Annotated in this window: 26 protein-coding genes; all 26 read right to left on the reverse strand. The window is 34.7% G+C overall.

Annotated elements, in window-relative coordinates:
• Positions 1-133 precede the first annotated feature (133 nt).
• Positions 134-949, reverse strand: coding sequence for a hypothetical protein (locus tag T479_RS22910; protein ID WP_025219942.1), 816 nt, complete (start codon positions 947-949; stop codon positions 134-136).
• Positions 950-1,341: 392 nt separating this feature from the next.
• Positions 1,342-1,668, reverse strand: a complete 327-nt coding sequence (locus T479_RS13805) for a DUF5713 family protein (protein WP_025219943.1) — start codon at positions 1,666-1,668, stop codon at positions 1,342-1,344.
• 431 nt (positions 1,669-2,099) lie between these two features.
• Positions 2,100-2,429 (reverse strand): ribonuclease toxin immunity protein CdiI, encoded by a 330-nt coding sequence (gene cdiI / locus T479_RS13810; RefSeq protein WP_137036924.1) that lies wholly within the window; start codon positions 2,427-2,429, stop codon positions 2,100-2,102.
• A gap of 1,051 nt (positions 2,430-3,480) precedes the next feature.
• Positions 3,481-3,846: a hypothetical protein gene (locus T479_RS13815; RefSeq protein WP_025219945.1), complete on the reverse strand. Its 366-nt coding sequence runs from the start codon at positions 3,844-3,846 to the stop codon at positions 3,481-3,483.
• A 12-nt stretch (positions 3,847-3,858) separates the two neighbouring features.
• Positions 3,859-5,145: a hypothetical protein gene (locus T479_RS24085; protein ID WP_025219946.1), complete on the reverse strand. Its 1,287-nt coding sequence runs from the start codon at positions 5,143-5,145 to the stop codon at positions 3,859-3,861.
• Positions 5,146-5,729: 584 nt separating this feature from the next.
• The gene (locus T479_RS13825) at positions 5,730-6,245 is read right to left on the reverse strand and encodes a hypothetical protein (protein ID WP_227665466.1); all 516 of its coding nucleotides are present in this window, start codon (positions 6,243-6,245) and stop codon (positions 5,730-5,732) included.
• A gap of 360 nt (positions 6,246-6,605) precedes the next feature.
• Positions 6,606-7,049 carry an SMI1/KNR4 family protein gene (locus T479_RS13830; RefSeq protein WP_025219948.1) on the reverse strand — a complete coding sequence of 148 codons (444 nt, stop codon included), beginning with the start codon at positions 7,047-7,049 and terminating at the stop codon, positions 6,606-6,608.
• A gap of 19 nt (positions 7,050-7,068) precedes the next feature.
• Positions 7,069-7,299 (reverse strand): deaminase domain-containing protein, encoded by a 231-nt coding sequence (locus T479_RS13835; RefSeq protein WP_025219949.1) that lies wholly within the window; start codon positions 7,297-7,299, stop codon positions 7,069-7,071.
• Between the two features lie 186 nt (positions 7,300-7,485).
• Positions 7,486-7,683, reverse strand: coding sequence for a hypothetical protein (locus T479_RS13840; protein WP_025219950.1), 198 nt, complete (start codon positions 7,681-7,683; stop codon positions 7,486-7,488).
• A gap of 1,817 nt (positions 7,684-9,500) precedes the next feature.
• On the reverse strand, positions 9,501-9,953 hold the full coding sequence (locus tag T479_RS13845) for an SUKH-3 domain-containing protein (protein WP_025219951.1): 453 nt from the start codon (positions 9,951-9,953) through the stop codon (positions 9,501-9,503).
• Positions 9,954-9,971: 18 nt separating this feature from the next.
• Positions 9,972-10,619 carry a hypothetical protein gene (locus T479_RS13850; RefSeq protein WP_025219952.1) on the reverse strand — a complete coding sequence of 216 codons (648 nt, stop codon included), beginning with the start codon at positions 10,617-10,619 and terminating at the stop codon, positions 9,972-9,974.
• 517 nt (positions 10,620-11,136) lie between these two features.
• A complete protein-coding gene (locus T479_RS24090; RefSeq protein WP_227665356.1) occupies positions 11,137-11,277 on the reverse strand; it encodes a hypothetical protein in 141 nt (46 codons plus the stop codon).
• Positions 11,278-11,353: 76 nt separating this feature from the next.
• The gene (gene imm47 / locus T479_RS13860) at positions 11,354-12,148 is read right to left on the reverse strand and encodes an Imm47 family immunity protein (RefSeq protein ID WP_038510435.1); all 795 of its coding nucleotides are present in this window, start codon (positions 12,146-12,148) and stop codon (positions 11,354-11,356) included.
• 22 nt (positions 12,149-12,170) lie between these two features.
• Positions 12,171-13,025, reverse strand: a complete 855-nt coding sequence (locus T479_RS24095) for a hypothetical protein (RefSeq protein ID WP_227665467.1) — start codon at positions 13,023-13,025, stop codon at positions 12,171-12,173.
• A gap of 511 nt (positions 13,026-13,536) precedes the next feature.
• Positions 13,537-14,283: a DUF4261 domain-containing protein gene (locus T479_RS13870; RefSeq protein WP_025219955.1), complete on the reverse strand. Its 747-nt coding sequence runs from the start codon at positions 14,281-14,283 to the stop codon at positions 13,537-13,539.
• Between the two features lie 49 nt (positions 14,284-14,332).
• Positions 14,333-14,803 (reverse strand): Imm30 family immunity protein, encoded by a 471-nt coding sequence (locus T479_RS13875; RefSeq protein WP_025219956.1) that lies wholly within the window; start codon positions 14,801-14,803, stop codon positions 14,333-14,335.
• 22 nt (positions 14,804-14,825) lie between these two features.
• Positions 14,826-16,067: a hypothetical protein gene (locus T479_RS24100; protein ID WP_227665357.1), complete on the reverse strand. Its 1,242-nt coding sequence runs from the start codon at positions 16,065-16,067 to the stop codon at positions 14,826-14,828.
• A gap of 115 nt (positions 16,068-16,182) precedes the next feature.
• Entirely contained in the window at positions 16,183-16,398 is a 216-nt protein-coding gene (locus T479_RS13885; protein WP_025219958.1) for a hypothetical protein, read from the reverse strand.
• Positions 16,398-17,924 carry a contractile injection system protein, VgrG/Pvc8 family gene (locus T479_RS13890; RefSeq protein WP_025219959.1) on the reverse strand — a complete coding sequence of 509 codons (1,527 nt, stop codon included), beginning with the start codon at positions 17,922-17,924 and terminating at the stop codon, positions 16,398-16,400. Before T479_RS13890 ends, T479_RS13885 begins: the two co-directional genes overlap by 1 nt.
• 32 nt (positions 17,925-17,956) lie before the next feature.
• Positions 17,957-18,364, reverse strand: coding sequence for a DUF4280 domain-containing protein (locus tag T479_RS13895; RefSeq protein ID WP_025219960.1), 408 nt, complete (start codon positions 18,362-18,364; stop codon positions 17,957-17,959).
• A 121-nt stretch (positions 18,365-18,485) separates the two neighbouring features.
• Positions 18,486-19,049 carry a hypothetical protein gene (locus tag T479_RS13900; protein WP_025219961.1) on the reverse strand — a complete coding sequence of 188 codons (564 nt, stop codon included), beginning with the start codon at positions 19,047-19,049 and terminating at the stop codon, positions 18,486-18,488.
• Positions 19,050-19,073: 24 nt separating this feature from the next.
• Complete coding sequence (locus T479_RS13905; RefSeq protein ID WP_025219962.1) at positions 19,074-20,204, reverse strand: pentapeptide repeat-containing protein; 1,131 nt, start codon at positions 20,202-20,204, stop codon at positions 19,074-19,076.
• A gap of 32 nt (positions 20,205-20,236) precedes the next feature.
• Positions 20,237-21,661 carry a hypothetical protein gene (locus tag T479_RS13910; RefSeq protein WP_025219963.1) on the reverse strand — a complete coding sequence of 475 codons (1,425 nt, stop codon included), beginning with the start codon at positions 21,659-21,661 and terminating at the stop codon, positions 20,237-20,239.
• Positions 21,658-22,347: a hypothetical protein gene (locus T479_RS13915; RefSeq protein WP_227665358.1), complete on the reverse strand. Its 690-nt coding sequence runs from the start codon at positions 22,345-22,347 to the stop codon at positions 21,658-21,660. Before T479_RS13915 ends, T479_RS13910 begins: the two co-directional genes overlap by 4 nt.
• Positions 22,348-22,395: 48 nt before the next feature.
• Positions 22,396-23,169 carry a hypothetical protein gene (locus T479_RS13920; RefSeq protein ID WP_025219965.1) on the reverse strand — a complete coding sequence of 258 codons (774 nt, stop codon included), beginning with the start codon at positions 23,167-23,169 and terminating at the stop codon, positions 22,396-22,398.
• A 38-nt stretch (positions 23,170-23,207) separates the two neighbouring features.
• Positions 23,208-25,796 carry an acetate and sugar kinases/Hsc70/actin family protein gene (locus T479_RS13925; RefSeq protein WP_052599591.1) on the reverse strand — a complete coding sequence of 863 codons (2,589 nt, stop codon included), beginning with the start codon at positions 25,794-25,796 and terminating at the stop codon, positions 23,208-23,210.
• Positions 25,797-25,834 lie beyond the last annotated feature (38 nt).

The following is a 25,834-nucleotide window of genomic DNA, read 5'->3' on the forward strand; positions in this document are numbered from 1 at the left end:
TTTACTAAATAGTTAAACTTTTGTTAAGTGGATTAAAGTTCGGACGCTTCATTATATGCGCTTTTTCAGTTACCATCTCTAATAAATATCATCGTAACTCTTTAACGTAAGCCTTCACAAATGATATACTTCTTTATTTTCTTATCACAGAGGTTCCACTATTAGGATACGATGTTCTGATAATATTATCTTTCGTGACAATTGTTGTCATCTCAGAAATCCCATATTTTCTTGGACGGTATGTGTATATTTTTGTACCATCAAGATGAGTACTTTCTAAAGTTCCTTTTTCCAATGACTCCATAATTAGATTTTTAATCTGTGCATCACCGAGTGCTCTAGGAAATAATGTGGTCCCCCTATTTGCAGTAGTTCCCGCAACATGTCTGTTGTAAATATGTTCCCAACCCGTACGGCTATCTCCATCTAATAAAATCCCTTTAGCATTAAACTTTTGAATTTTACCTAAACCAGCAAAGGCATCAACATCCGCGGATTTCCCTGCTTTTCTCAATAGCTCGAATAATTTCCCTGATTTCACTACTTTTCCTGCTGGGAAGAGGGAAACTAACGCTACCCCTTTTTCTGTAATACCCGCATTCGGATTAAAAATCGTTCTAACATCATCGAGTACTAAAAAGTTAATGCCTTCTTTTGCTGCATCTACAGCAAATTGGCCCGCTTTTTTAAGCCAACTAACGGTAGATTTTGCCCAATCTAACGCTGTATCTACCCATGAGTTAGGTCTCACAGAAGCACGAGCCGTCAGTAACCTATTTCTTGCTTCACTCGAGATAGATACGGTGTCTTTTTGTTGTTGCATTGCAAAATTTTTAATGTTTTTGTCATTGTTTTGGTTTGATGTAGCAATTAATGGCGTAGTGCTACTAGATCTTTTCACAGTTACAAGTGTCGAATTTGGCTGATTAAAGTTCGTATTAATTGACATATAGACCTCCCAATGATTAGTATTAAAATTTACAATCATTATACAATATTGTTTTTTTATATAAAATCATATTTTTTTGATTTTTTTATAAATTTAAACGCATTTCCTATATCTAAATACCTTTAAATATCAAATTAACGAGGATGAATATAGTCATACACTCTTCTCAGCTTTCAATAATTCTAATGAGGAAATGTAGTCTTAAACATAAAAAAACACTTGTTGCTTATTAGGCAATCAAGTGAATGAAGCTCCGTTCTTTTTATGGAATCTACTTTATACTTTAAGGAATACAAATTTTAATTTAAGACAATATAATTAGAAGTTGATAAAAACACTATAAGCATCTCCTATCGAACATCCGCTTTCCTCTTTGAAACCCTGGTAATTTTTTACCAATCTCGTTCTCTTACCGCTTCTTCGATATCTATATCAATCTCAAAATATTGTAAAATTTCTTCTACTGTTATGGCGATTGAATCTCGTGCAACCGTTTCAATTTCACTATCGTGTTCATAAAACTCATCCTGTAGTTCATTGATTGCTACAGTCATTTCATCCAACTTTTCCTGCACCTCTTCAATGGTATGATTGCCCTCTTCAATAAAATGGACTAATTTCATAATATTTTCTTTAATTTTATTTACTAAAAACGTTGGATAATACGAATCTTCGTACATATCCGACAAGTATTCGAATTTAGCATCAAGTTTTTTCACAATGGTTCCTCCTTTGATGTTGATTGTCCTATTAAAAACACTTCTCACAACATATAATACCATTTTTATTCTATCGTAGAAACAACTTACATTTATTTAAACGCTAATCTTTACATAACGTAAGTCATTTTCTTTTGTTGTTTTTATCGTCCAGGCTAAGTCAATATCATTCTTTTCATACTACCTTCACATGTAAAATGTGATCTCACTAAATTCACAGGCTTTTAATTATTGAGTGCACTCCTGTTGGAATGGTCTCCATAGGGAAATGGCATGGTTTATCCAAACACTATACTATCAATAACTTTCTTCTAGATGTTTTATCCTGGGGCCTAATTGTTTTAACAATAACTGAAAACCTTGAAAGGTAGTTAGCCAATCAATGTTATAATTACTTATTCAAAAGTTTTTTTGTTCCTCCTCTATATGCTTTATATATTTAACTTCTTTTGAATTTGAGTTAAATTCTCCTCAACAATTATTTTATTCTGCGGATAGTTGGATAGGTATTCATTAGCTACTTTAAGTAAATATTCAAAAAACAACTCATTTTCCACAATTGAATATACTTCAGTACTAGTTACTGGAGGAGTTGTTGTAAAATTTACTCCAGTATCACCAAAGTACTCTTCATCATTAGGAGCGCATTCAGTTGCAAAATAACAACTAGTATAACCAATACCAAAGCCTTTGCCATTTATAAACTCATTAAGTGCCTCTAAAAAATATCCATAACCTAAAGTCCTATAATAAGCCTCCATATTTTGAATTTTTTCTTGTGTTTCCTTTACATAATAAATTTCATTATCAATCTATATTAAACTCTGCCTTTCCATTGTTGTTACTTATTTATCCAGTTACTTACCTTCAACTATCGAATGGAGAACACTTACTAAATCGGTGACTCATTTCCTTATTTATTACATCCTTATAACCTATAACAAATCTATCGAAACCTCTCGCCTGTTCTTCCCCTTGTATGCTAGTACTTATATAAAATTTAACATTTAGTACACTAATTAAATAATCGTAATCTTTCAATTTACATATTTAAATATGTAAAAAGCACTTGTCGCCTGTTATAGACAATCAAGTGCTTTAAGTTTATAAATTCTCTAAATTTTATAATATTTGCAAGTTTTATAAGTTATTTTCTTATTGACAGTATGACATCTTTTTTACTACATGGAAAGTGTAACGTTTAAACCCTTTAGCTTGTTTAATCTCGTGTGTTTGTTGCTTATGGAGTCCATAAAAGTGGTCCTTGTAAATAAATGGTCATCTCGCCTACTTCTCGTTTCATTCATTTAAATGCAATTTTTTAAAATTCCAACAGCTTCGTCTAATGACGATTCAAGGTCTACCACTTCTCCCGATGTATTGGACACTACACCGAATGCTTATTATGACCTTTCCCTGATACCTGTGTTGCGTTTGAGGACGAAACAGCTGAACCACATGTCAAACGCATGGATTCCTTTGTGATCATGAAGATGTGTTTATCTGCTACAAAGATATTATTGTCATTGGATTTAGTAGATAGTGGATCTTACTATGCACCCCACCTTTTCTACATAATTCATTAAAATATATTTCCTATTTTTAAGATAAAAGGAAATTTACTTTCGTTCATTTTAAAACCAATAATACAAGAAAAACACCTAATAGTTTTATAGAAGTTACTAAATTTCGTATGAAACTGACCTCTAGATTATCAACATTATTTTGACCCGTCTATTCACTTCACCAACATTAGCTTTTAATTAATATCGGATTATGTTTAATAAGTTTCATTAAAAACTTTACCTTATTTTAATAGATATCTAACCTTTGACAACAAAAGCTTATAAAATCACCTTCATTTATATCTCCTGGTAACAAATTGTTATCCAATTCTAATAATAGTTTACCTATTTTCACTTTTTCATAATCTTTATCAATTAATTTCCCTATAAATCTATAAGCAAAATGATCATCTAACTTTTCAATACTATATTCTGTTCTTTCAGCTAACACAAGATTTGAGACATTTAAACAGTAAATTGGTCCTATTAATTTACTATCTTTCAAATAATTGAATGGTTGTGAAAAACACATTATTTCAAATACTCCATCTGTTACAACTACTTCAGCTTCTAAAGCCTCTTGTGAAATCCAATTTATTTTTTTTATTTTCATTGTATCCATCCTTTACTTCTTTTTTGTTTCAATACCTAAACTTGGGGCTTTTTTAGCAAGTTCTTTAGCCGACTTTATATGGAACGTGGTTATATTTCCTGTATTTCTATCTAGCCCAACCAATCCGTATTTCGCACTTCCTTTACCACCAATAAGCTTCACATATGCATTTAGTTCTGGTACATATTGTCCTGTCTGAATAACATGATTAGCATCTTCAATGTAAGTCTTTAAATTGTATTGATTTTTACCCATTGCATCCATAATCTCTTTACTATGTTTTTCATAATGTATTATAGCTTCATCACCTTTGAATTTGATAAGTTTATCCGTACTCTTATCAACCTTCTTCACATACTCGCCTAGTTGATCGAGTTCTTTTTGGGTATACTGACCATCCTTCGCCTTTTTGTTTTTATTGGCAAGATCATAGGCTTCTTCTATTCCTTTGTCCCCATATTTTAACGAGTCTAGTGCTTCCTTACCTTTTTTGAACTTCTTGAAAGGATTTATTAATGAAGACGCTGCTCCTACTTGGTCACCTATTGACGCCTCTGCATCAGTCAATGTCACATAATCTTCAATAAACATGGAGTATCCCATTACTGCATATGGGGATAGACCATCCGGTGTGGCAGTTGATTCAGCACTTACAACCTTTCGCTTATCCATAAGAGTCATTATTGGCTCCCCATCACTGCCTATTACTCTCGTTTTTCTACGCTCATCTAGTAGCGCTTTTAGTTCGTCTTCACTGTTTATCCTATTTTTATGCCCTGTCCAATCTTTTGCCTTCACTCTTGACTTACCCGTTGTTTTTCGAGTTGCTTTTGTCGATAATACTTTTTCTTTCATTAATTGTTTCGACTTTTTGACAGTGGTCTTTATCTTTTTCTTGGTTTGATTATATACTTCTTTCGTCTTTTGCTTCGCTTGCTTATACACTTCTTTTGTTTTTTGCTTCACTTTTTGGCAAGTATTTTTGACCGCTAGTACCGCTGCTTTTGCGCCTTTCTTGGCTTTCTTCACAATGTCACTTTTGGTTATCTTATTATAGGTTTTGCGTGCTTTGGTAAAGAATTTACCCAACTTACTCTTTTTCTTCTTTTTTTTCTTTTTCTTTTTTTTCTTTTTCTTCGACTTCGGTTGGTTCTTCTTTGAGGACCCTTTCTTGTTGGAGGATTTTTTAGAGTTTTTCCCCTTCTTCGACCCTCCGCCCTTTCCTTTTTTCTTGCCACCTGCGGAGCCTACTTTTGGAATCATTCCCAGCATACTTCCCGCTATTCCCAAAAGACCCATTAGACGTCACCCCAGCTTTCTTTTTATACCCCATCCATGCTGATATGTAAACTTACTTGAACCTATTTAATATATAATTCCTCCAAATAACATTTTAACATATAATTAACATTTTTTGATCCTTTTAAAATGGTGATTTAAGCCGTTTATTATTTTCCCCTATTTTCTACCTACCCATGCTAGATAGATATTCTTTTATAGTTCTCTTCACTTAAATCTATTTTGCTTTACTTCAGCTATGTCTACTCCTGACCTCCAATACTGTTTGGATAGAATTCGCTGCTAATTCGAATCAAATGGAGCTTTTCTTTATTTCCATCGCCTGTTCTTCCTCTTGTGTGATAATTCTTTTATAAAAGTTAATACTTAGTAAACTAATTAAATAATCGTAATCCGTATTAAACATACAAAAAAGCACTTGTCGCCTGTTATATGTGTTCAAGTGCTTTAAAGTTTTAAATTTTCTAAGTTTATTATTATTATTTGACGATTAAATAAGTTATTTTAATATTAACAGTAATAAGATCCACCCTTTAACTTTATATCCTTTTATTATGTTAAATAGGTGATTAGATTTATTATAATTATAGAATTTTAGAAAATTTTGTACCGTCAAATTCATATCCCCAGCCATCGTCTTCCAATATAGAAGATTTAAAAAAGGGTTCAATACTAGGTAATGGATAATTGTAGTCCAACATATGACAAATAAGTGTTTGTAATGAATCTACACTTCTTTCTCCATACCCACTAATATTAGTATAAGTATGACTTATCCCAAGTTCATGAATGTCTCGTAATAAAATATGAATGGTTTCATCAATATTTTGATAAAGTCTATACAAGCATAAATACTCATCTTCACTTATTCGCTCAAAATCTTCATCATATATTTTTGTTTCCATTAAATTTTCAGGAATTAATTCAGCCGTAGCTGAGTGGCAATCTTCTAAATTACTTGAATTTGTAAACTCCCATAGGTATCTTAAAACAATCTTCCAATCTTCTGAAACATATTTTAATGATATTAATGCATTTTCAAAACAACTAACCCCGTATGCCACTCTACCTCTAAATGAAATTTGTTTAAATCTCTCCATATTCAACCCTAATCTCCTCCTTTATACCATCCCGTCAATACATCTGCTACATTTCCCTTAAAGGTAAACGTACAATGTTCTTCCCCTAGTATGCTAATACTTGTATAAAATTTAACACTTAGTACACTAATTAAATAAGCGCAATCTTTTCAATTTACGTATTTAAACATGAAAAAGCACTTGTCGCCTGTTATAGACAATCAAGTGCTTTAGGTTTATAAATTTTCTAAGTTTATTAATATTTGCAAGTTTTATAAGTTAGTTTAGTATTGACAGTATGACATCTTTTTTTACCACATGGCAAGTGTAACGTTTAAATAATTGTCAAGTTAAAATCATTATGTTATTTAGACTCTTCTATCAATCGTATAGGGAGATTAAAAAATCTGATAAAGTATCACTGACCTTATTAAAATCATCTAAATCTACACTTTCATCATAACAATATACCGCTGGATCGTCTCCATCATTTAAATTAAAAAACCAGAACATATATCCTTGATGCATCATAAATATAAACTGATTATCTGTGAGTTTTTTTATGAAATTATTTTCCTCCAAAAGTTCAATAGCCCACTCTTTTAAATCAAAAATGTACTTCATGGAATAATCCGTACCAACTAAAAATTCAATTCCATTACCAGCTTTATTCATAAAATCCAAATAAGTTTTAGGAAGTGTTCGAGTTGGAGACAATTCTACTAATTTTGATATATCATCCTTACTGCAGGGTTTCATTGGATAAGAGTCCTTCTCTAAGGATGTCAAGAAATCCTCTATATCACTACTTTTATAAAAGTTCATACTAAATCTCCTCCATATTTTACTCATCTAATATTTGTACTCTCGTAATATTAATGTTTGGGAAATCCTTTTGAAATTGATCAATAATATCATTACAACTTTGACAAATCGCCTTGTGAGAGATGATTTCAATATTACCATTAACATTTGGAGTATCTTTGTACTTTTCCCTAAGATGCTCAATCATTTTCTGCTCTGTATCATTTAACCTGCCATTCTTATCAGAACTACTGTATTTCAATCTTTTCACCGTTAATTTCACCTTTTCCCAACTGACGCAATTGGTCCTTTACTTCGCTACTTTAGTTTGGAACTTATCTTTTACGGTGTCTAGCTTTTTAGTGGCTTTTTCTTTTAGTTGGCCTATTGGACCCTTATTCGTAACGGTTTTAATACCATCAACTACACCATTAAATGCTTTAGCACCTTTTGTTACTTATTTACCACCTGTCACTGCCATTCCTGCAAATGGTATCATCGCTCCTACGGAGAGGGCTGCATTTAACTTGTCTCCTCTTGCATAATAAATCACTGCATTCAAGCCATCTGCTATTTCCCCATACCCTGGTATTAGCCCTGCGAGATCTAATCCTACTTGGAATATGTTTAGCACATTTTCAATAGTTAAATGCATCAGGAAGTCTAACTTTGTTCTTAGCCGATAACTTTTGTACCGATAACATACTTTACTTAATATAATTTATAATCAAAAGACCTTTTGATACATATAAAAAAGTCAATAGCCACTGTAACTAGTGTTGCTATTGACTCTTTTTATTTTATAAATTTCCCATTTTTAAATAACGAAATAAATTCCATAGGTATATAATCAAAAAGCCTACTTTTTTATTTCCAAAATATAACTTGATTCTTATCTCCATAATCGTATTATCTAAGAGCTTTATACTCTCACAGCAACATATAAAACACAATCTCTTTAACAGTTTTATATTATCTACATCTACTGGAGTATTATACTGTTATGTTTTTAATATTTAACTAGCACATATGCCCCTTCAATTATTATTTTCAAATTCCTTCATTTTATCAATTTTAATTCTGTCTCCTTCATCTTGTGGTATATTATTCAGATATTTACTTTCCCAATATTCCAGCCTATCGGAAGGGCCAAACTCCCATTCATTCACAAATTATATGTCACCGATTGCGTACGAAAAGCATTATTACAAAGTTTTACAGATAGCTAAGGTAGTATGATTATACCCTTTTAATCTCTCAAATAATTTAAGGGTTACGTCCCTTAAATTTATTTGAGAGGCCAGCAAGCGATAGCGCGCTAGAGTTAAAGCAAAAACCTCAATATTCTCTGTCCATTTTCTTGACATAGTATCATAGTTTATTTTCCACCATATTTTATCTATCTCCTATATCATTTATTTTGATTAACAAAATCATCAATCTGATGTTTTAATTTCCTCTCCTTTCAACGTAGACAATTAACGCTTCCTTCAATTTTCCTATCTGATTTTATTGCTTTGTTGCAATTGCTATTATAATGTTTACCTCCGGACTTCGTGAACTTTCGTCCGTTTTTCCGCCAAAAAATATTTATGCGTGCCAGAATGCCAAGCAGATAACCGTTAAGTCCATATACAGTGATTCGTTATTACGCCTTAGCTTCACAGTTAAACATCAATATTTAACCTCCCTCCGTCGCAAGAAGCGTAGGTACGTTTATTTGCGGTGTCATCAGATACCACGTAAACACTACTAAATGGTCCAACGTTTTGAACATAATCGAGTGTTACCTCGTTGGAGATGCTACTTCGACCGAATTTGACGTTAAATCTCTGTACTTCGGTACACACCATGAAATATTCGACCACTACAATCCAGTACCAACGCAAACCTTGACTTTTTTGAAAGTGGTAATGTCACCACCCATGACCCCATCTTCCATAGTTTTTAATTTCGTCCGTTTTTCCGTGAAAATATATTTGCCCCCCTTTTATTGCCTATTAAAACGTCTTATTTACGAGAAATAGAAAAGGAAAATAGTTTAATCTATATACAACAATACTTTATTTCACTAAAGCGATGCATATTCGTACATCAACGCGTATGCCACTCCCTCGCAAGAAACGCCCCAACGCTTACTAGCAATGGCCGTTTGATTTCGTTTGAGCGTTCCTGCGAAATTTCAATAGTTATTAGTGCGTCTAGATAATACATGGCTAAATTTCGCATATCGTCTGCGTAAAAAGAAAAAAGACCACGCAACAATTACGTGATCCTATCAACGATATAACATATTATGAATGATTCGCTCGTCTTTAAGTGTGTTTTTTAGGAGACGCTACTAAACGCTTGATTACGTTTTAGCGTTAAGACGGAAATAAAAAGAAACCACAACACGGCAGTTAGCTTGTATTGTGGCGTATTCATCATTAAAAAATATCACCTAACTATATTTCAATATGCAATAATAATCTATTGTTCGTGTATCAATTTGAATTTTTTACATTCACATAGATTATTAATTGCTTCATAGATATCGCTTCCAAATTCCCAAATATAGTAATCATCATGTGCTCCATAAACTTTTCCCGATTCCGACATAAACAGTATTGCATTATTTCTAAATACGGAACCAATCACTATCAAATACTCTCCAATTAAGGTATCATACCTTTTGAAATGTATTTTCTGAACGCCATCTCCTATTTGCTCTTCTGGAATAATAATGAAATTTTCAAAATCATTCCCATCAGAAAACTTATATTCCAATCCACCGAATTGCTCTAATGCCTCTTTTACAACAGAACCCACTCGAAAGCCCTTACTCTCTAAAAATAAGACTGTCGAACTTATATCTATTTTTCTATTTTGGTACCATCCTGCCTCATTCAAAATTTTATAAGTTTTTTCCGAAAAGTTATCCATATTTTCCTCGCTCTACTTTCATTTAAAATTATCAATAAAAAAGTTTTCAAAAGTTTCCTTACAATTTTTACATACTTTTTTATACTTATTTGGCAAAACTTCAATGGTACTTAGCAAGATATCTTCTACTTTAGCACCATCTTTCACTGCTTGATTTACTGCCTGAACTTCAGCACAATTATCTACAGTCCATTTTTCAAAGCTATCCTTGACTTCCCCACCTGCTTGCTTACTGGCCTCTAATGCCCTGTTTTTAGTTTTTTCAACCAACATTACTACCTCGTCATCCAATTCAGAAACAGTCGGATTAAACCTTTCATTACCCGTTCTAAAGTCAACACCTTTGCCATTATACCCAATATATGCCCTGCCTGTTTTAAGATTAACTGCTGCAGTCATAACATGTGGAATATAAATATCTCCAGTATTTGGATCAATATATTTTCCTTCTAATAATTCATTCCTCTCTTGAGCAATCTTGGTTCTAGCAATGCCCTTAGCTTCATCTATGCTAACCGGTTTAGGTACACCTTTACCTGTACCCTTAGTTCCCTCAGCAGGTTTACTATCTTTTGCTGGTGGTTTGGAATTATTCGATGGTTTTGGATTCGGCGTTGGCTTATTTTTCCCGACTGTCCCCGTATCCGTTATTCGGCCAACGTTCACACCGGCCAACTCTAACTGCGGTGTTCCCAACTGACGCAATTGGTCCTTTACTTCGGCTACTTTAGTTTGGAACTTATCTTTTACGGTGTCTAGCTGTTTAGTGGCTTTTTCTTTTACTCACTTTTTAATTGCTAGTTGGTATATAATTTGTTATCAGTTTTGAATTAATCGGCTCTATATTCTGATTTGGAGTTTTATCCTTCGGCATAGGTCGCCTAAATAATAAAAGGTTGATTATGGTTTAAGTCTAACCACAATCAACCTATCAAATTTAAAGTTTCCATCTTTTCGTTCAAGCTCAAAGTAGAAATTTGTTCTTTTTAGTAAAAATACTGAATAAATTTTTCTTTAGGAGGAATATATTCTTCTTCAAGCAACTCTACTTGTAGTAATTTCGTTTTATTCTCTAATTTGACAATGAATAGAGCGTAAAAGTCACCAGTAGCTGGGTATGAGAATATTCCATACCCTTTGGAAGTAATGACTTTGCTTCCATTATCTTTTCGGGTAAAAACTCTTAATCAAATTCTCCTAACTTCTCAAGCTCTTCTTGTGAAGCTAACTCAATATTATTGTCAAATTCATAATCTAAAATGTAGTTTACAATTTTATAATTTTCTTCGCCTTTATAATCAAGTAGAAAATTTTTCTTAAGCATTCCATGTTCTAATACACTTGTATATATACTTTGCATTATTGAATTATTTAAATTGTATATTTTTCATATATTATAGTTAAAGCTTATATCCATAAAAATATTTTTGTCCTTTTTCCCAGTTTTTACTTGAAAGTCTATCAATATAGTCAATAAAATCTTTATAATTGTTCGCATTTATGACAGTATTGTAGTCCGCAGGCACTTTTTCACCGGACCAAATTGATAATAAAGAAGGTATTAATTCCATTTTTAATGGCTCCTCATTATTCGCAGCAATCAAAACACGCTGTATCAACTTTTTAGCTAAGTCGCCAGGAAAAGCTAAATTTTGTTGGAAGTAATAACTCTCTGTATCCATTTCCTCACAATAATTAAAATAGAAATTTCCAATTTCATCTATAGTTGCCTCTTCACCTATTTGTTCCTCAAAATTAATAAAAGAATCAATAGAATCCCTTATAATAATAGCTGTATCACTGATTTCATCCCATTCTTCAAGTAAAGCCAATAAATATGGAATTATATCAAGAGAAAGTGATGTTATGGCTGCTGATGCAAAAGTGTTTACTGTTTCTTCGTTTACCTCACTAAGAAAACGTAGATTATTTGAATCCCTTAAATCATCATGTGTTGCAACAGCTAAGAACATTCTAATACATAAATTCAAAACCGATTCATTTCTAGTCTGATTCATTAATTGGAATAATAATGTTTTTTGAGTAAAATCACCTGTTTTAAATAATTCAATTAAATTAAATAATACTTCCTTTTCCGTTACAGAATTCAAAATTTTTTCTTTAATTTCTAATTTGTCTAAAGTTGTTTTTTCTCCAAACCATATACTATTCATAAGATTTCCCGTTTCTCCCATAGATGCACCTACTTTCATTGAATTATCTTTTGCCATTTTCTTTTTGCCATTTCAAAACTTTATTTTGAAAAACAGTAACTTCAGTATGTTGAGGATTATTACCAAATACAATAATCCCCTTCTCATTTTCATGTATTTTTAGTATCTTAGCATTTTCTTTACCATAACCCATTTCATGATAAAAATCCAAATCTAATTCATCAATTTCTTTTTGACGAATAGTCGATTCTCCTGTCTTTTTAATATTTGAACTTACATTCTCTCCACCAAAAGATAAACCTTGCTTATGATGACCTTTTTCAAGTTCCCCTCTTCTAACCAACGTTTGATAATCTACTCTTGCTTCTTTTAGTTCTTTTCCCTTTACTATTTTAGATTCATCAGGGTTAGGATACCAATCAGGCTTAGTTTCGTGTAATTTTTTGGCCTCATCATAATAAGGTCCATAAACATCCCTACCTGAAGAATTATTACCCGCACCCTTAGTTCCCTCAGCAGGTTTACTATCTTTTGCTGGCGGTTTGGAACTATTCGATGGCTTATTTTTCCCAACTGTTCCCGTATCCGTTATTCGGCCAACGTTCACACCGGCAAACTCTAACTGCGGTGTTCCCAACTGACGCAATTGGTCCTTTACTTCGGCTACTTTGGTTTGGAACTTATCTTTTACGGTGTCTAGCTTTTTAGTGGCTTTTTCTTTTAGTTGGCCTATTGATCCTTTATTCGTAACGGTTTTAATACCATCAACTACACCATTAAATGCTTTCGCACCTTTAGTTACTAATTTACCACCTGTCACTGCCATTCCTGCAAATGGTATCATCGCTCCTACGGAGAGGGCTGCATTTAACTTGTCTCCTCTTGCATAATAAATCACTGCATTCAAGCCATCTGCTACTTCACTAACCCCCGGTACCAGCCCTACGACATCTAATCCTACTTGGAGCGTGTTTAACAGGTGTTACTCTTCTTTTGGTCATAAACAGGACTTTATTAGAGAAAATAAATGTAACAATCTCACAATGCAAAAATAAACAGCTCACACACCATAAAAAAGGTTGTATGAGCTGTTTAAGTTAAATCCAAGCTTTTAACTTTTGATTATAACTATGTTAATAAAGCCATTTTAGTTTTTGATTAATATATTGTGTTTGATTCAAGTTTTTCTTTCTTGTTCTTCTTCTGTTAATTCAGCGATATCTACCCTACTTAAATCCCACAACTTATTCTATTTTTTAGTGACTATAATCAATAGACTTCAAACGTTTTTAATCGTTATATCCTTCCGGATCTTCTTCACTTATAAAATATCATATTTTTTCATGTCTCTACATCTGCTAACCAAGTAGATACAGGCATCCAATTGATAAATTCCTCAATAAACAAAATCATTCATTTTTAGGTTGATGATGACGAATTAAATTCCATATCCCAAATGGATTAAAAAATAAATCATCCTCTTCAAACATTGTACAGTTTTCTTTTTTTAATAAATATATAGGAGCATTTGGGTCTAAGCTAAAAGTTTCCCCATCATTAATTTTTGGTTTTTCTATAAGGCTGTATAAACAAAATACTTTAAACAACTGCTCAACCTCAGCCGCTGTGATTCCTTCTGTTGTAGTTATAACATCAGGATATCCAAAATTTTGCATGCCAGTAGTGTAAAAGAAATTATCGTCTCGAGACATCTGAATAAACGCAGTGAATACTTTTTTAATTTCTTTATTATTTGTTATATCCAGCCAATCTTTCTTTGTGCAAGCTCTTCCAGAAGATTCTACATTTACTGCAATTCCACCAGCATGTAGTACTGCACTTGCAACTTCCATGATTCTTAATACATTTTCTAAAGTACCTCCTTCACTAATAATATACACAATGCTATCATGTTTTTTCAGATTATTTATATCATCTTTACTAAATGATCCATTTCCAGCTATTTCAAAAGCCTCGGCAACATAATTATTATAATCACTAATTTCGATTTCAAAGAATTCGTCTGGCTTCTCAAAATTGCCAATATGCTTCCCAAAATATATATAACCATTACCTTTTCTAGCCATAGCTTCTTTGAATTCATTTCTGGTTTTCCAAAATCCAGGTATACCCAAAACAATTTTTGGTAATTCCATTATAATATCACCTAGTATCTTAAGTTTTATTTTTAAAACTATTTTTATTTTAGCTCAACTTTTCTAAGATTGAATTAACTTTTTCTAAATATAAGTCTGAATCTTCCTCTTTTATATCAAAAAGAATTCCTTTAATTAATTGTTTTGTGGGATCACTTACATTTTCTAATGCATTGATATATGATAATATCATATTTTCTGAGTTTAAAAGTGTCCGATGAATTCTCTCAGCCCAAAATTCTGCGTGAGGCAACATTTTAGGTATACTAATAGCAAGTTTATATAATCCTTCTTCCCTCCCAGATTTTTCAGCAATATAAAATATTGTTTCAATAAGGTAGTCGCCTGCCGAAGGTTCTGCAATATCATCCTCAAAAATCGTACAAAGATCAGGAATTATATCATTCGTCCCTCTATGTGATAATTCATTAAGAATATTTTCAAACTCTTCAATATCGTCACCTTCATTTTCTAGAAAACGCATTTTGTATAAAATAGAAATATATTCTTTGGATTTCATTATATTTTACTCCGTTCTACCTTTATTCCTTCTGCTTTTCAAAAATCTTCACGTTTTTGCGCTCGTATTTCTCATAATAATCGATATATTCTTTCAATTTAGCTTTATTTTCTTTATTATATAATCCATCTTCTTTAAGAATTCTCCTTGCATCATTTATATCAAACGCTAGAGCATCTCGTGGCTTCAAAGACATGTATAAATCAAAATCTTCTTTTCTTGATTTTGGATTCAATCCATATGTAAAGGTTCTCCGATGCCTTCCCCCTTTTCCTGGATGCGGATGCTCTAAGAACATTGCATAACTTTCTTTAGTATCAATCCCAAACTCTTCTTGCATATATTTATTAGAAGGCATATGGTGACCCGTTATATCGTCTGCTTTTTCATTAGGAAGCTTTCCAAAATGCCCGTGTTTTAGCTCATTCGGAAGTAATTTGTCGCTAGTTTGTGGTATATTTTGCTTCTTATCCTCTGCAAATTTTTTATATCGTTCTTGAATCCTTTCTTTCATTTTATCATAATCAGTTTTAACCGTACCCTTAGTTCCCTCAGCAGGTTTACTATCTTTTGCTGGTGGTTTGGAACTATTCGATGGTTTTGGAGTAGGCGATGGCTTGTTTTTCCCGACTGTTCCCGTATCCGTTATTCGGCCAACGTTCACGCCGGCCAACTCTAACTGCGGTGTTCCCAACTGACGCAATTGGTCCTTTACTTCGGCTACTTTGGTTTGGAACTTATCTTTTACGGTGTCTAGCTTTTTAGTGGCTTTTTCTTTTAGTTGGCCTATTGGTCCTTTATTTGTAACGGTTTTAATACCATCAACTACACCATTAAATGCTTTCGCACCTTTAGTTACTAATTTACCACCTGTCACTGCCATTCCTGCAAATGGTATCATCGCTCCTACGGAGAGGGCTGCATTTAACTTGTCTCCTCTTGCATAATAAATCACTGCATTCAAGCCATCTGCTATTTCTCCAACCCCCGGAACCAGCCCTACGACATCTAATCCTACTTGGAGCGTGTCTAACATATTTTTAGGTGTTACAGTACTTACTAAGGCTTTGCCTGCTGCTTTCGCACCTTTTTTCATTGTTGGCAGTACTTTTTCTTTCATTACCTGTTTGGTCTGTTTGACAGTAGTCTTTATCTGTTGCTTCGCTTGACTATATACTTCTTTCGTCTTTTGCTTCGCTTGACTATACACTTCTTTCGTCTTTTGTTTCGCTTGGTTATACACTTCTTTTGTTTTTTGCTTCACTTTTTGGCAGGCATTTTTGACCGCTAGCACCGCCGCTTTTGCGCCTTTTTTGAATTTCTTCGCCATGTTACTTTTGGTTATCTTATTATAGGTTTTGCGTGCCTTGGTAAAGATTTTACCCCATATACTCTTTTTCTTCTTTTTTTTCTTTTTCTTTTTCTTTTTTTCTTCGACTTCGGTTGGTTCTTCTTTGAGGACCCTTTCTTGTTGGAGGATTTTTTAGAGTTTTTCCCCTTCTTCGACCCTCCGCCCTTTCCTTTTTCTTGCCACCTGCGGAGCCTACTTTTGGAATCATTCCCAGCATACTTCCCGCTATTCCTAAAAGACCCATTAGACGTCACCCCCACCTACAGGAATCATCCCCATCACGTTTAAGGCTGATTCGAGGTCTACTTCTTCCTGTGAAGCGACTGATACAGGGGCTTTGATGGACCCTTCCATCGTAACAACCTGGCCTTGGATATCCGTATTGCCATCAAAAACAATACTACTGGAGCCACATGTCAAATGCATCGATTCAGCTCCACTCATGGATATCCGTTTTCCTGCAAAGGTAATGGTGTCGTTTGCTTTGACCAGCAAAGGCGGCTTACTATGCACAGTGATGCCACTATCCTGATGGAGCTGAAGAAAAATAGCTCCCTCCTTGGCGGTAAATGTCACCGACTGTGGGTCTAGCTTCATATCCTTTCCTTTTGGCGTACCCCAGTAAGACGTTTTCGGATCAGCTGTTTTAGGGTTGGACTCGCCAGTCTTTCGTACACTATGCCGAACAACCGCTGCTTCCTCTCGATGTGTCGGCAAAGTGAGGTGAACGCTATCCCCTTCCTCTGGCGGACTATAGAAACCACTATGCCCCTCCGCGGTATACGATGTCGCTAAGGGAAACCACGTTGCCTCTTCCTTTTTTTGTGTTTCATCGATGCTGAGATGGACACGTACTTGGTCCTTTTTGACCTCTAATACCTTACCTTCAATCGCTGTGCCCGGTAAAAAAGGAATACTTTGTCTGTTTTGACGTATGCCTTTTTCAAACAGTAGATGATACTCGTAGGTCAGGATGCCTTGCTTCATACGGGCGATGGACTTCGCTACTACAAGCTCCTTACCTTGGAGCTGGACGCGATCGCCAAGTTTCAATGTTTTCCTAGACTCTATCACATAGGCGACTGCTTCTCGTTCTTCAATTGGTCGCTCAATATCATTGTGTTTGATATGTAAATACTTAGAGCGATCCTTTAAAATCGTATAATTGGCCACCGACAGCTTTTCTATCCGCCCTACAGGCAAACCGAACCAGAACTTTGGCTTATCCGCATCCACTGCTGCGACTAACACGGCACGAAAATGGGAGGCCATACGCTGTAAAAATTGCCAATCCGTCTCCTTATATTGTAATATAAATTGCTTGAGAGGAGTAGCTTTCGCCACAGTATCAATCACATCGGCACCCGAATAATCTTCGAGTACCTTTTTAAACAAAGTTTGATACGTCATCTGATTGTCTTGAAAGGAGCGGTATTTTTGTTTACAATCCAATGTGAATGTTGATGTAATAGCTTCTAGTTCAATTTGATAGACTCCTCTTACCGTTCGTACAGCCATTTCTGTTACCTGGCCTTTAAAAAGGGCTTGCAGTCGTTGCCCATTACGTTTTTGATAAAGCTCAATTTGATCTGTTGTGCTTGCAATCTGCATACAACTATCTTTTTGCTCTGCAGGGATAAATCCCGTTATTGATAACCTTGCATGGTCATTCACCGTTTGGGTCAAAGTGATAGTATGCAACGTTTGGATATCATAAGGAGATACGAGTTCAAGTTCACCGTATCCAATTACTTCCTCGTATGTGTTCACATGCTTCCCTTCTTTCCTCAGGGGATAATGGCTTATTCTTGCCCATCATCTTCTACTTTTATCGTTCCACAATACATACACATATTAATAGATTGATTAACTAAAGCTGGATGATTTTCGATTAATTGATCATCCTTCCCATTGATCCAAGGCATTGTAATTACAGGTGTACAAGGCATTGGCTTTAAAACACCGTTATTGGCAGCTGTAGCGGCTGCAACGATAGGATTAGCTAATGTTTGACATAAGCCGAATGGCTGAATATTGATATTGGGCTTATAATCCATCGTATTCATTTGAGCTTTATTTTTTGTATAAACGCCGTGACTAACTGGCATTTTCAAAATGCTTATTTGATCTCCTTGCGAGCAGGATAATTTGGCACCCGCAACAACATAGCTCCGTTGGTCGCCACCCCTTGTCTGCATTTCTTCTGACATCGGGTAATCCTCCTTTCTATACGTAAGGTATTGCAATTTTCTAAACAAGAAGGTTCCACTACAACGTTGTTAGATATGTAATCTCTTCTTGCTCTTCTTCACATGGCCCTGCTTGTCCATTTTATAAAGCTTTTTCTACAGAAAGAATGTCGTTCCATCTTCCTTCAGTTTGTATTTTTTGTAATCGAATTCCTCTTAAATCTCTGCGCAGAATACTCTCTGCTAATTCAATATTGACTACGATATAATTTTCTTTAATACCCTCTATTTGAAAGAAGGAATAAGGCGCAGCTTTGGCCTCATCGAGAACAAGCTTCTTCAACGTTCCATCTAGACGGAATTCAGTTTGGGTTGAAAGACAAGGTACTTTTGGTGGTATTACTAGCCAATATAATGTTTGCATTAATTTAGGCATGTCCATTAGCACAACAGCTTTAAAGGGCATACTTGGGTTATATTTTTCCACTAACTGTTTAACCGCATCTGACAAGAGCGCGATTGGCTTTTCGATAAAATCGATATACAGCATGTCATTCTTTTCTAATACTGGAAATTGGCGTTCTAGTTCCTCTAATTCATCCATTCTATCTAATGTTAATAACTCTTTTTTAATTACTTGAGCTATACCAACCGGTTCAACAGCATTGGAAATTCGCTCATCCTGAGATAAAATAAAATAGTTCATCTTTGAATCTCCTTTTCACCACATCTACTTCCAAATAACACTTGCTGTCTGAAATGCGTCTAGCTCTAAATATTCCCTTGCTTCCTTAGAAAATATAGCCTTTTCTAAATTAGCTCCTGCAAATTGTGTATCCTTTACATTCGCCCCTAAAAAGCAGGCTCCTCGTAAATTTGCTAGCTCAAAATTAGCGCCCTCTAAATTAGCATCTGTAAAGCGGACAGGTAAATAGCCTGGCATTTCCCACTTTTGACGATCTAAAAGACCACTTGCCCCTTGAACCTGTTGAAAATTTGCACCTTGTAATTGACTATTGCTAAAATCTACCTCATGAATCATGCTAAAGCTCAGATCAGTACCTACTAGCTGGCTATCCCGAAAATTAGCGCCAATCAGAAGAGAATCACGCATATGGCAGTGTGTTAAATTTGCCTTCTGGAAAAATGCATAACGAATATCTATGCCATTATAGTGTCCATTCGCTAAATTTAAACGGCTAAATACTTCAAATGGGTATTCATTCTCTAAGTTTTCTTCTAACCATGCTTTTATTTCTTCATTATCCTTCATTGCGAAATCTTCGCTATACACTACTTCATTAATATCCATAAACTCACCTATACGTATTTCGACAGCTACATCCCGCTCCAGTGCCATATATTCTGGACATCTTACAATGCCAGGCAGCGCATATCTAGCAAGGCTCAAGATATATTGATGAAAATGATGGGCTTCCTGAAGTTTTATACGTTCAATATCTGCTTGGGTAATGGCACCCATGAAGGTTTTACTATATAAACTTAATTCTTGGATGTATTGCTCTAAAAAACGATGAGCCCAGCTAGCATCATACGTAGTTAAGAGTGGATGAAGATCAAAAAACCACTCTTCGTCAGTACCTTCTACTAGATAATCATGACGCCCTGCTAGCATCTCTGTACGTAGCATAGAAAACGTGATATGGGCAATGGGTCCTTTTTGATGAAGTGATTGCTGCTGTGCTAGTTCGACACATACTTTTTGAAAAGATTTTCTAAATTCCTCGGCAAGCTGTTCTTTGGAGGCTTGGAAATAATCCTCAAGCAGTAAGAGATATTTCAATCTTCTTTTTGCTACTTCTGTGTCATAAAAATGTTGTAAAACTCCCTGTGTCTGCATATAAAACTCCCTCCTTTTTCGAAAGAAACATTCTAATTTGCCTTTACTTCTTTCCCAAAAATTTGTACACTACCATTCATCGTTATTTTACTTTCTTTGCATTGTAAAGAAATTTCTTCCTCCGCAGACAAAAGAATCTTCTTACTAGTATTAACTGAAATATCTGCCTCAGAAATAAGTTTTATTTCTTTTTTACTAAATATTTCAATACCATTGCTTTCATTTAACCGAATAAAAATATCGCCATCCTGCGCTGTAATAACGATTTCTGTTGGACTCATCTTAATTTCTTTACCAAAGGCTGTGCGATAATATTTTGTTGAAGGATCATCAAGTTTGTTCGTAGCCGATGTGTCTAAGTTTTTTCGTATAGAGCCACTAGAAATCCCTTCCTCCTCACGATGTGACGGGAAATAAACGTGAACAAAGTCATTGATTTCAGGCATACAATACCATCCACTATGTCCTTCAGCCGAATAACCTGTAGAATACAAAAACCAATGTGCCTTTGCCTTATCCTGCTTTTCATCTATCGCTAAATGCACTTTAATATGATCTTTTGCCACTTCTAACACTTTTCCTTCAAGCGACAATCCCGAGATGGCATAGTTAAAGATTTCACTTTTATTCATGCCATTTTTCGTCGAAAGCGTATAGCAATGTTTTAACAATCCATCCTTCATGGTTGTCAATGCTTCAGAAACATAAAGGGTTTGCTTGTTAAAGGTTACATAATCTCCTAGCTCCAGAACTTTATCGGTTTCCACCTCATAGTAGAGGAAATCATGCTCTCCCATGCCTTCATTGCCATTCTCTGTATATACTAGGTAGTCTGCTAGTTTTTTTCGGGTAGTATAATGATAATCTTCTAATTTGCCTTTTGCCCTGCCAGCAGGCACTCCAAAATGGAACTTCGGCTTATCAAAGGTTACAGCAGGAACTAGACCAGTCTGAAAGCGGGAAGCAAGCCTCTTTAAAAATTGCCAATCTGTTTCAAAGTATTGAAGGGTAAACTTCCCTAACTTTTCTCCCTTCGTCGCTTCATCTATAATATCTAGACCTGGATACGCGGGCTGTAGAAGTTTAAAGAGAGATGAATAGGTCATTTCCTTATCCTGATAAGAGCGATTTTTCTTTTTTATGTCTAGTTGATACGAATTAGATGCCGCCTCCACCTCAATATAATAAATGCCTCGAACGGAACTTACCTTGACATCTAAAATAACACCTTTAAAAAGTGGTGTAGGAACACCAAGATGATTAAGCTGATTAACCTCAATGGCAGATAACACCTCAGTCATTTCAACATAAGTATCTCTAACCTCTTCAGGCACAATACCAGTAAAACGTAGTGTCGCATGCTCATTCATTTTTTTGACAAGGGTAAGATCTTGAATACTAATAAGTTCAAAAGGTTGAATTTGTATATTATGATAAGCTGTCACTACCCCACTCATAATACTGTCCCTCCATTCCTACTAATTGAAGCAAATTGCAAGGATTCCATCATAGCTCTCGCAACTGGACGCCAAGTTTCTAGGTCATCCTCCATACAATTAAAGGTTCCGATAAGCGCTAATCCTTCGATAGAGGCAAAAAACATTAAATTAAAAATATCGCCATCAATAGCCGGTGTAATGATTTCTAAAAAGCCAACTGTCTTTTCATCAATCTTTATGACTTCTGTATCCAACCAATCTGCTGAAGGTTGCGCCTGTTCAAGAATATCAATCATATTTTCTTGGAAAGCAGCCACACCATCTTCCTTTAATCGATGTGGAGTCAGATTGAAGGCAAGATTAATCGTGGAGGAATCATCTGTATAAATAAGGGTTGGTCTACGCTCTGATGGGTACTTTAATGCTGCTATTTCCTTAGACATCAAGAAAAAAAGATTCGGCATACGGATCGACATTTTGCCATCTAATAATGGCTGCTCCACCACCGATACCTTCTCATCATCAATCATTATGTAATCTTGATAGATGTTTACTTTAGGGAAGTCCTGTTCTTCCTGTTCAGCGTTTTGCTCCTCAGGCTCTTGTTCTTTTTTTAATGCTGCTTCTTTCTGAGCTAGCTCAAATTGCTCTTGCTCTCTCATTTCATTTCTAAGTGCAATAATCTTTTCATCTAAAAATTTCATCCCACTCACCTTCCGTTTCTTAAGCATTTTTCAATAACTAAAATACAGTTAGTCAACTATCATACGATTTGGTCGCCCTGAACTATGCCCTACTAAGCGACCACCGTTCTTTGATTCAGATAATATACGGTACAAATATTTATGAATTTGGTTATTTGAAAACGCTTGAAATTCTAACTCTAATCGATTGCAAATATACATTTCAATGACATCTCGCTGAACTCGTTCTTGATTCAAACACTCGAAAGCAAATGCAATATCATACACATTGGTTGGGCGATTTTTTAATAGTTCCTTTGCATAACGCTGTAAAACTTTTGGGTGATATGTGCTAGCTTGTATTCCCGCATACTGACAGTGGAGATAATTCACTGTATTGTATTCCGTAGCAAAATCTAAAAAATCATTTGGCTCGGATCGTAGGTTTGCTCCAACTTTTAATTTAAAGCGGGCTATTTCTAATTCATTGCTAGCAACATCCAGAGACTCATCAAGAAAAATAGTAGCTGTAAAATCCGTAAAATCTAATCTACTCACTTCTTCAGCAAATTTTATTTTTATAATGGTTTCTTTGCCTGTTGCCTTATATGGTAGTTCATAGCTACTATGCATCAAATAAAGCCTATTGTTATGTTTAACTATCCCTTTTGTAATATGGATAATTGTATCCGTTACAGTAATATGGGCACCTGCTATAATGCCATCTGAATAATCTTGAAAATATAAATCTAAAAATTCTCTTGGATAATCTCGCAAGTTCTCCAACATTTCCCTTTTTAAAATTCTACCTTTTTGAAAATGCGGAAATTGATTAGCAAACATCTGTCACTCACCTCGTTTATTTTTTGGCAGATGCCTACTTACTTTAATCCATCAAAGAAATCTAACTCAGATAAATCTGTTTCAAAGGCAAAGAATTCCTTGTTACCGATAAGTAGCTGCTCCTCTTTCCTAGCAACTGGTACTACATGGAAACCCCAATGATCCTCACTTGCAAAGACAAAGAATTTAACTTCCCCATTGACGATTGAATCTGTTTCATCCTGTGGAATTTTATCAAAATAATATGACGCGATACTCTCATAAAGCACAGGGACAAAATCCTCTTGTCGATTAATATAAGTATATTTATGTGCGGTATGATGATCGCTTCCCGTTAGGAAGAATTCAACCTCAGTCACTCCCCATGGACGGGAGATAGTTCCGTGAATTTGATTCAGCCTCTCTAGACTACTAATAAGTAGCTTCTCTTGACGATTATGCGTATATGCACTAACCGTATATGGTACAATAGGTGCATCATTTGTTACTTTTGTTTCAATCATGCCAATCTTTTTCGCATTTAAGTAGCGTAAGGCTCCTCTTAAACAGGCGAGTTTTAATTCTGCTACTTTTCCAACGTTTTCAGCTTTTTGCCTAAACTCAATGCTACGTCCTGGTACAAATTCCTTTAAAGCCTCTCGAAAAGCATCGATTTTACAGGATTGTCCTGTTAGTTTAATAATTGAATATTCACTAAGCATGCCACTTTCATAAAAGCTTTCTAAAAACTCACGCACAATATCATAAATATCCGCTTTAATAAGATGGTTTATTTCTTTAATATTGAAATAAACATTTGGATAGTCATAAACATCTTTAAATTGTTGATTTTCTAATAAAGATAAACACCAACGATCTACCGTTGTGATATTTAAATCACTCTCTTGCTGTATTTCGCTGTCTGAGTAAAAACGGCTTCTTAGAATACCTGTTTTTCGGAAAAATTCTTTCTTCATTTCTTCTGCCATTTCCCATAGGAAATAATGATTATTACGCACTCTTAGATATTCATCTCGTGTACGATTTTCATATTCTTTAAAACGTGTAGGGATAATAGACTCAGCATCCTTAAACGCCTTTTCAAATTGCTGGTAAACCGCTTCGACGCCATAATCATCAACATACCGATAAATGTCTTTTCCTGGGATATCAATTAACGTATCAATGTCATAAGCATTTTTCCCACGACTATAATAATTCGCAAAGACAATTTTCATAAATTGAAAAATTCGATATGTAATATTATTACCGCCAAAATTGGTATCCCCATTTTCATAGGTTGTATGAATATCAATTTTGTAGGAAATATGTCCGTCCTCTATGCGAAACTTACAAGAGGAAAGGTCTGTTGTTCCCCCACCACAATCAATTACCAAAGCCTTATATTCCTTACCATCCATAAAACTCTGATTCTCAATCTGATTGGCTATTGTATTATAAAGTACTGCCATTCCTTCATCGAGAGAATGCTCAATTTCAATTTGATATTCAGGTAAAATTGCTTGAAACATTTCTAAAAATTGCGTTTTCAGCTTCACTGGACTTGAAATATGTAAATGTTTGAATTGACATTTAAATTGATGCTCAGCCATGTGAATGATATACAGTAAAAATTCTCTTAGGATTTGACTACGTGGAATAACGGCAGTATTCCCATTTGCATCCATTATTTCCTCTAATTTTGAATAATTACTAACCCAACGTTTGATGCCCTGAAATTTCGTGGCTAATGATGTATAGCTATTTTTTTTCATCACCTTCAAAGCTTCATAGCCAAAATGATAACTTACATGATCAACGCTCGAGCAATCTGCCACTGCAACCACTGTCGGAACGACTTCAATCCATTCATTTTGGTGAAGAGTGTCTGGGAATTGAACAAAATTGATGTTATTGAGTTCAATTCGCTTGTTTAACAGGTCATGACTACAAGGAGATGAGACATAATCACTATCCAAAAATACGCCAGCTGTTGTATTGGTTGTCCCAAAATCAATGGCAAGAATGGCATTGGTTGTCTCTAACTGTTTCATCTCTAAATCCTGTATTGGCACTTTGTAGTAATTTAGGTTTGTTGGTGGGAGCGGCGTTTCCTGATAATATGTTTTATAGATATACTCAGAATCTTGCTTTCGCAAAAAAATAAAGCTATAGTTCTTGTTCTTCGTCTCGCGTATTCCTAGCGCTTGATCTGCCACTAGGTAATAGCAATTTGCTTTTTCATCGTCTTTTACAATATTTAAAATACCACATAATTCCATATGTTCATTTACTAACATCACATTGGATTCTACAAGATAGCCTCCTGATTCAATAAGGTATTGATCTGGTTTATCGATTTTCATCCCTTTATAAAGATTCATTTTGGCAGGTATTTTAATATCACCATTATCAGAAAGTGGTGTTTTTAAATATTTTTGTAACGCCTCTTCGACTCTTTCAAAGCCTCCATCTTGTTTTTCTTTAATTAAAAGATGCTCTTCTGCTCCACGATATCTTAAAATCTTCTCAATTAGTTCGTCCCTTGTCAGCGTATTAATTAAGCCTGTTATGAGCTTTTCTTTATAACAAATATTTCTAAGTTGAAAAGTGGTCATCTCCATTAACTCTACACGTGTATAGGTCATATATTTCTTTTCTGTATAACGCTTATTCGCATAAAGCT

The organism is Lysinibacillus sphaericus (genome assembly GCF_000600105.1).
In the GTDB taxonomy this organism is placed as follows: Bacteria; Bacillota; Bacilli; order Bacillales_A; family Planococcaceae; genus Lysinibacillus; species Lysinibacillus sphaericus.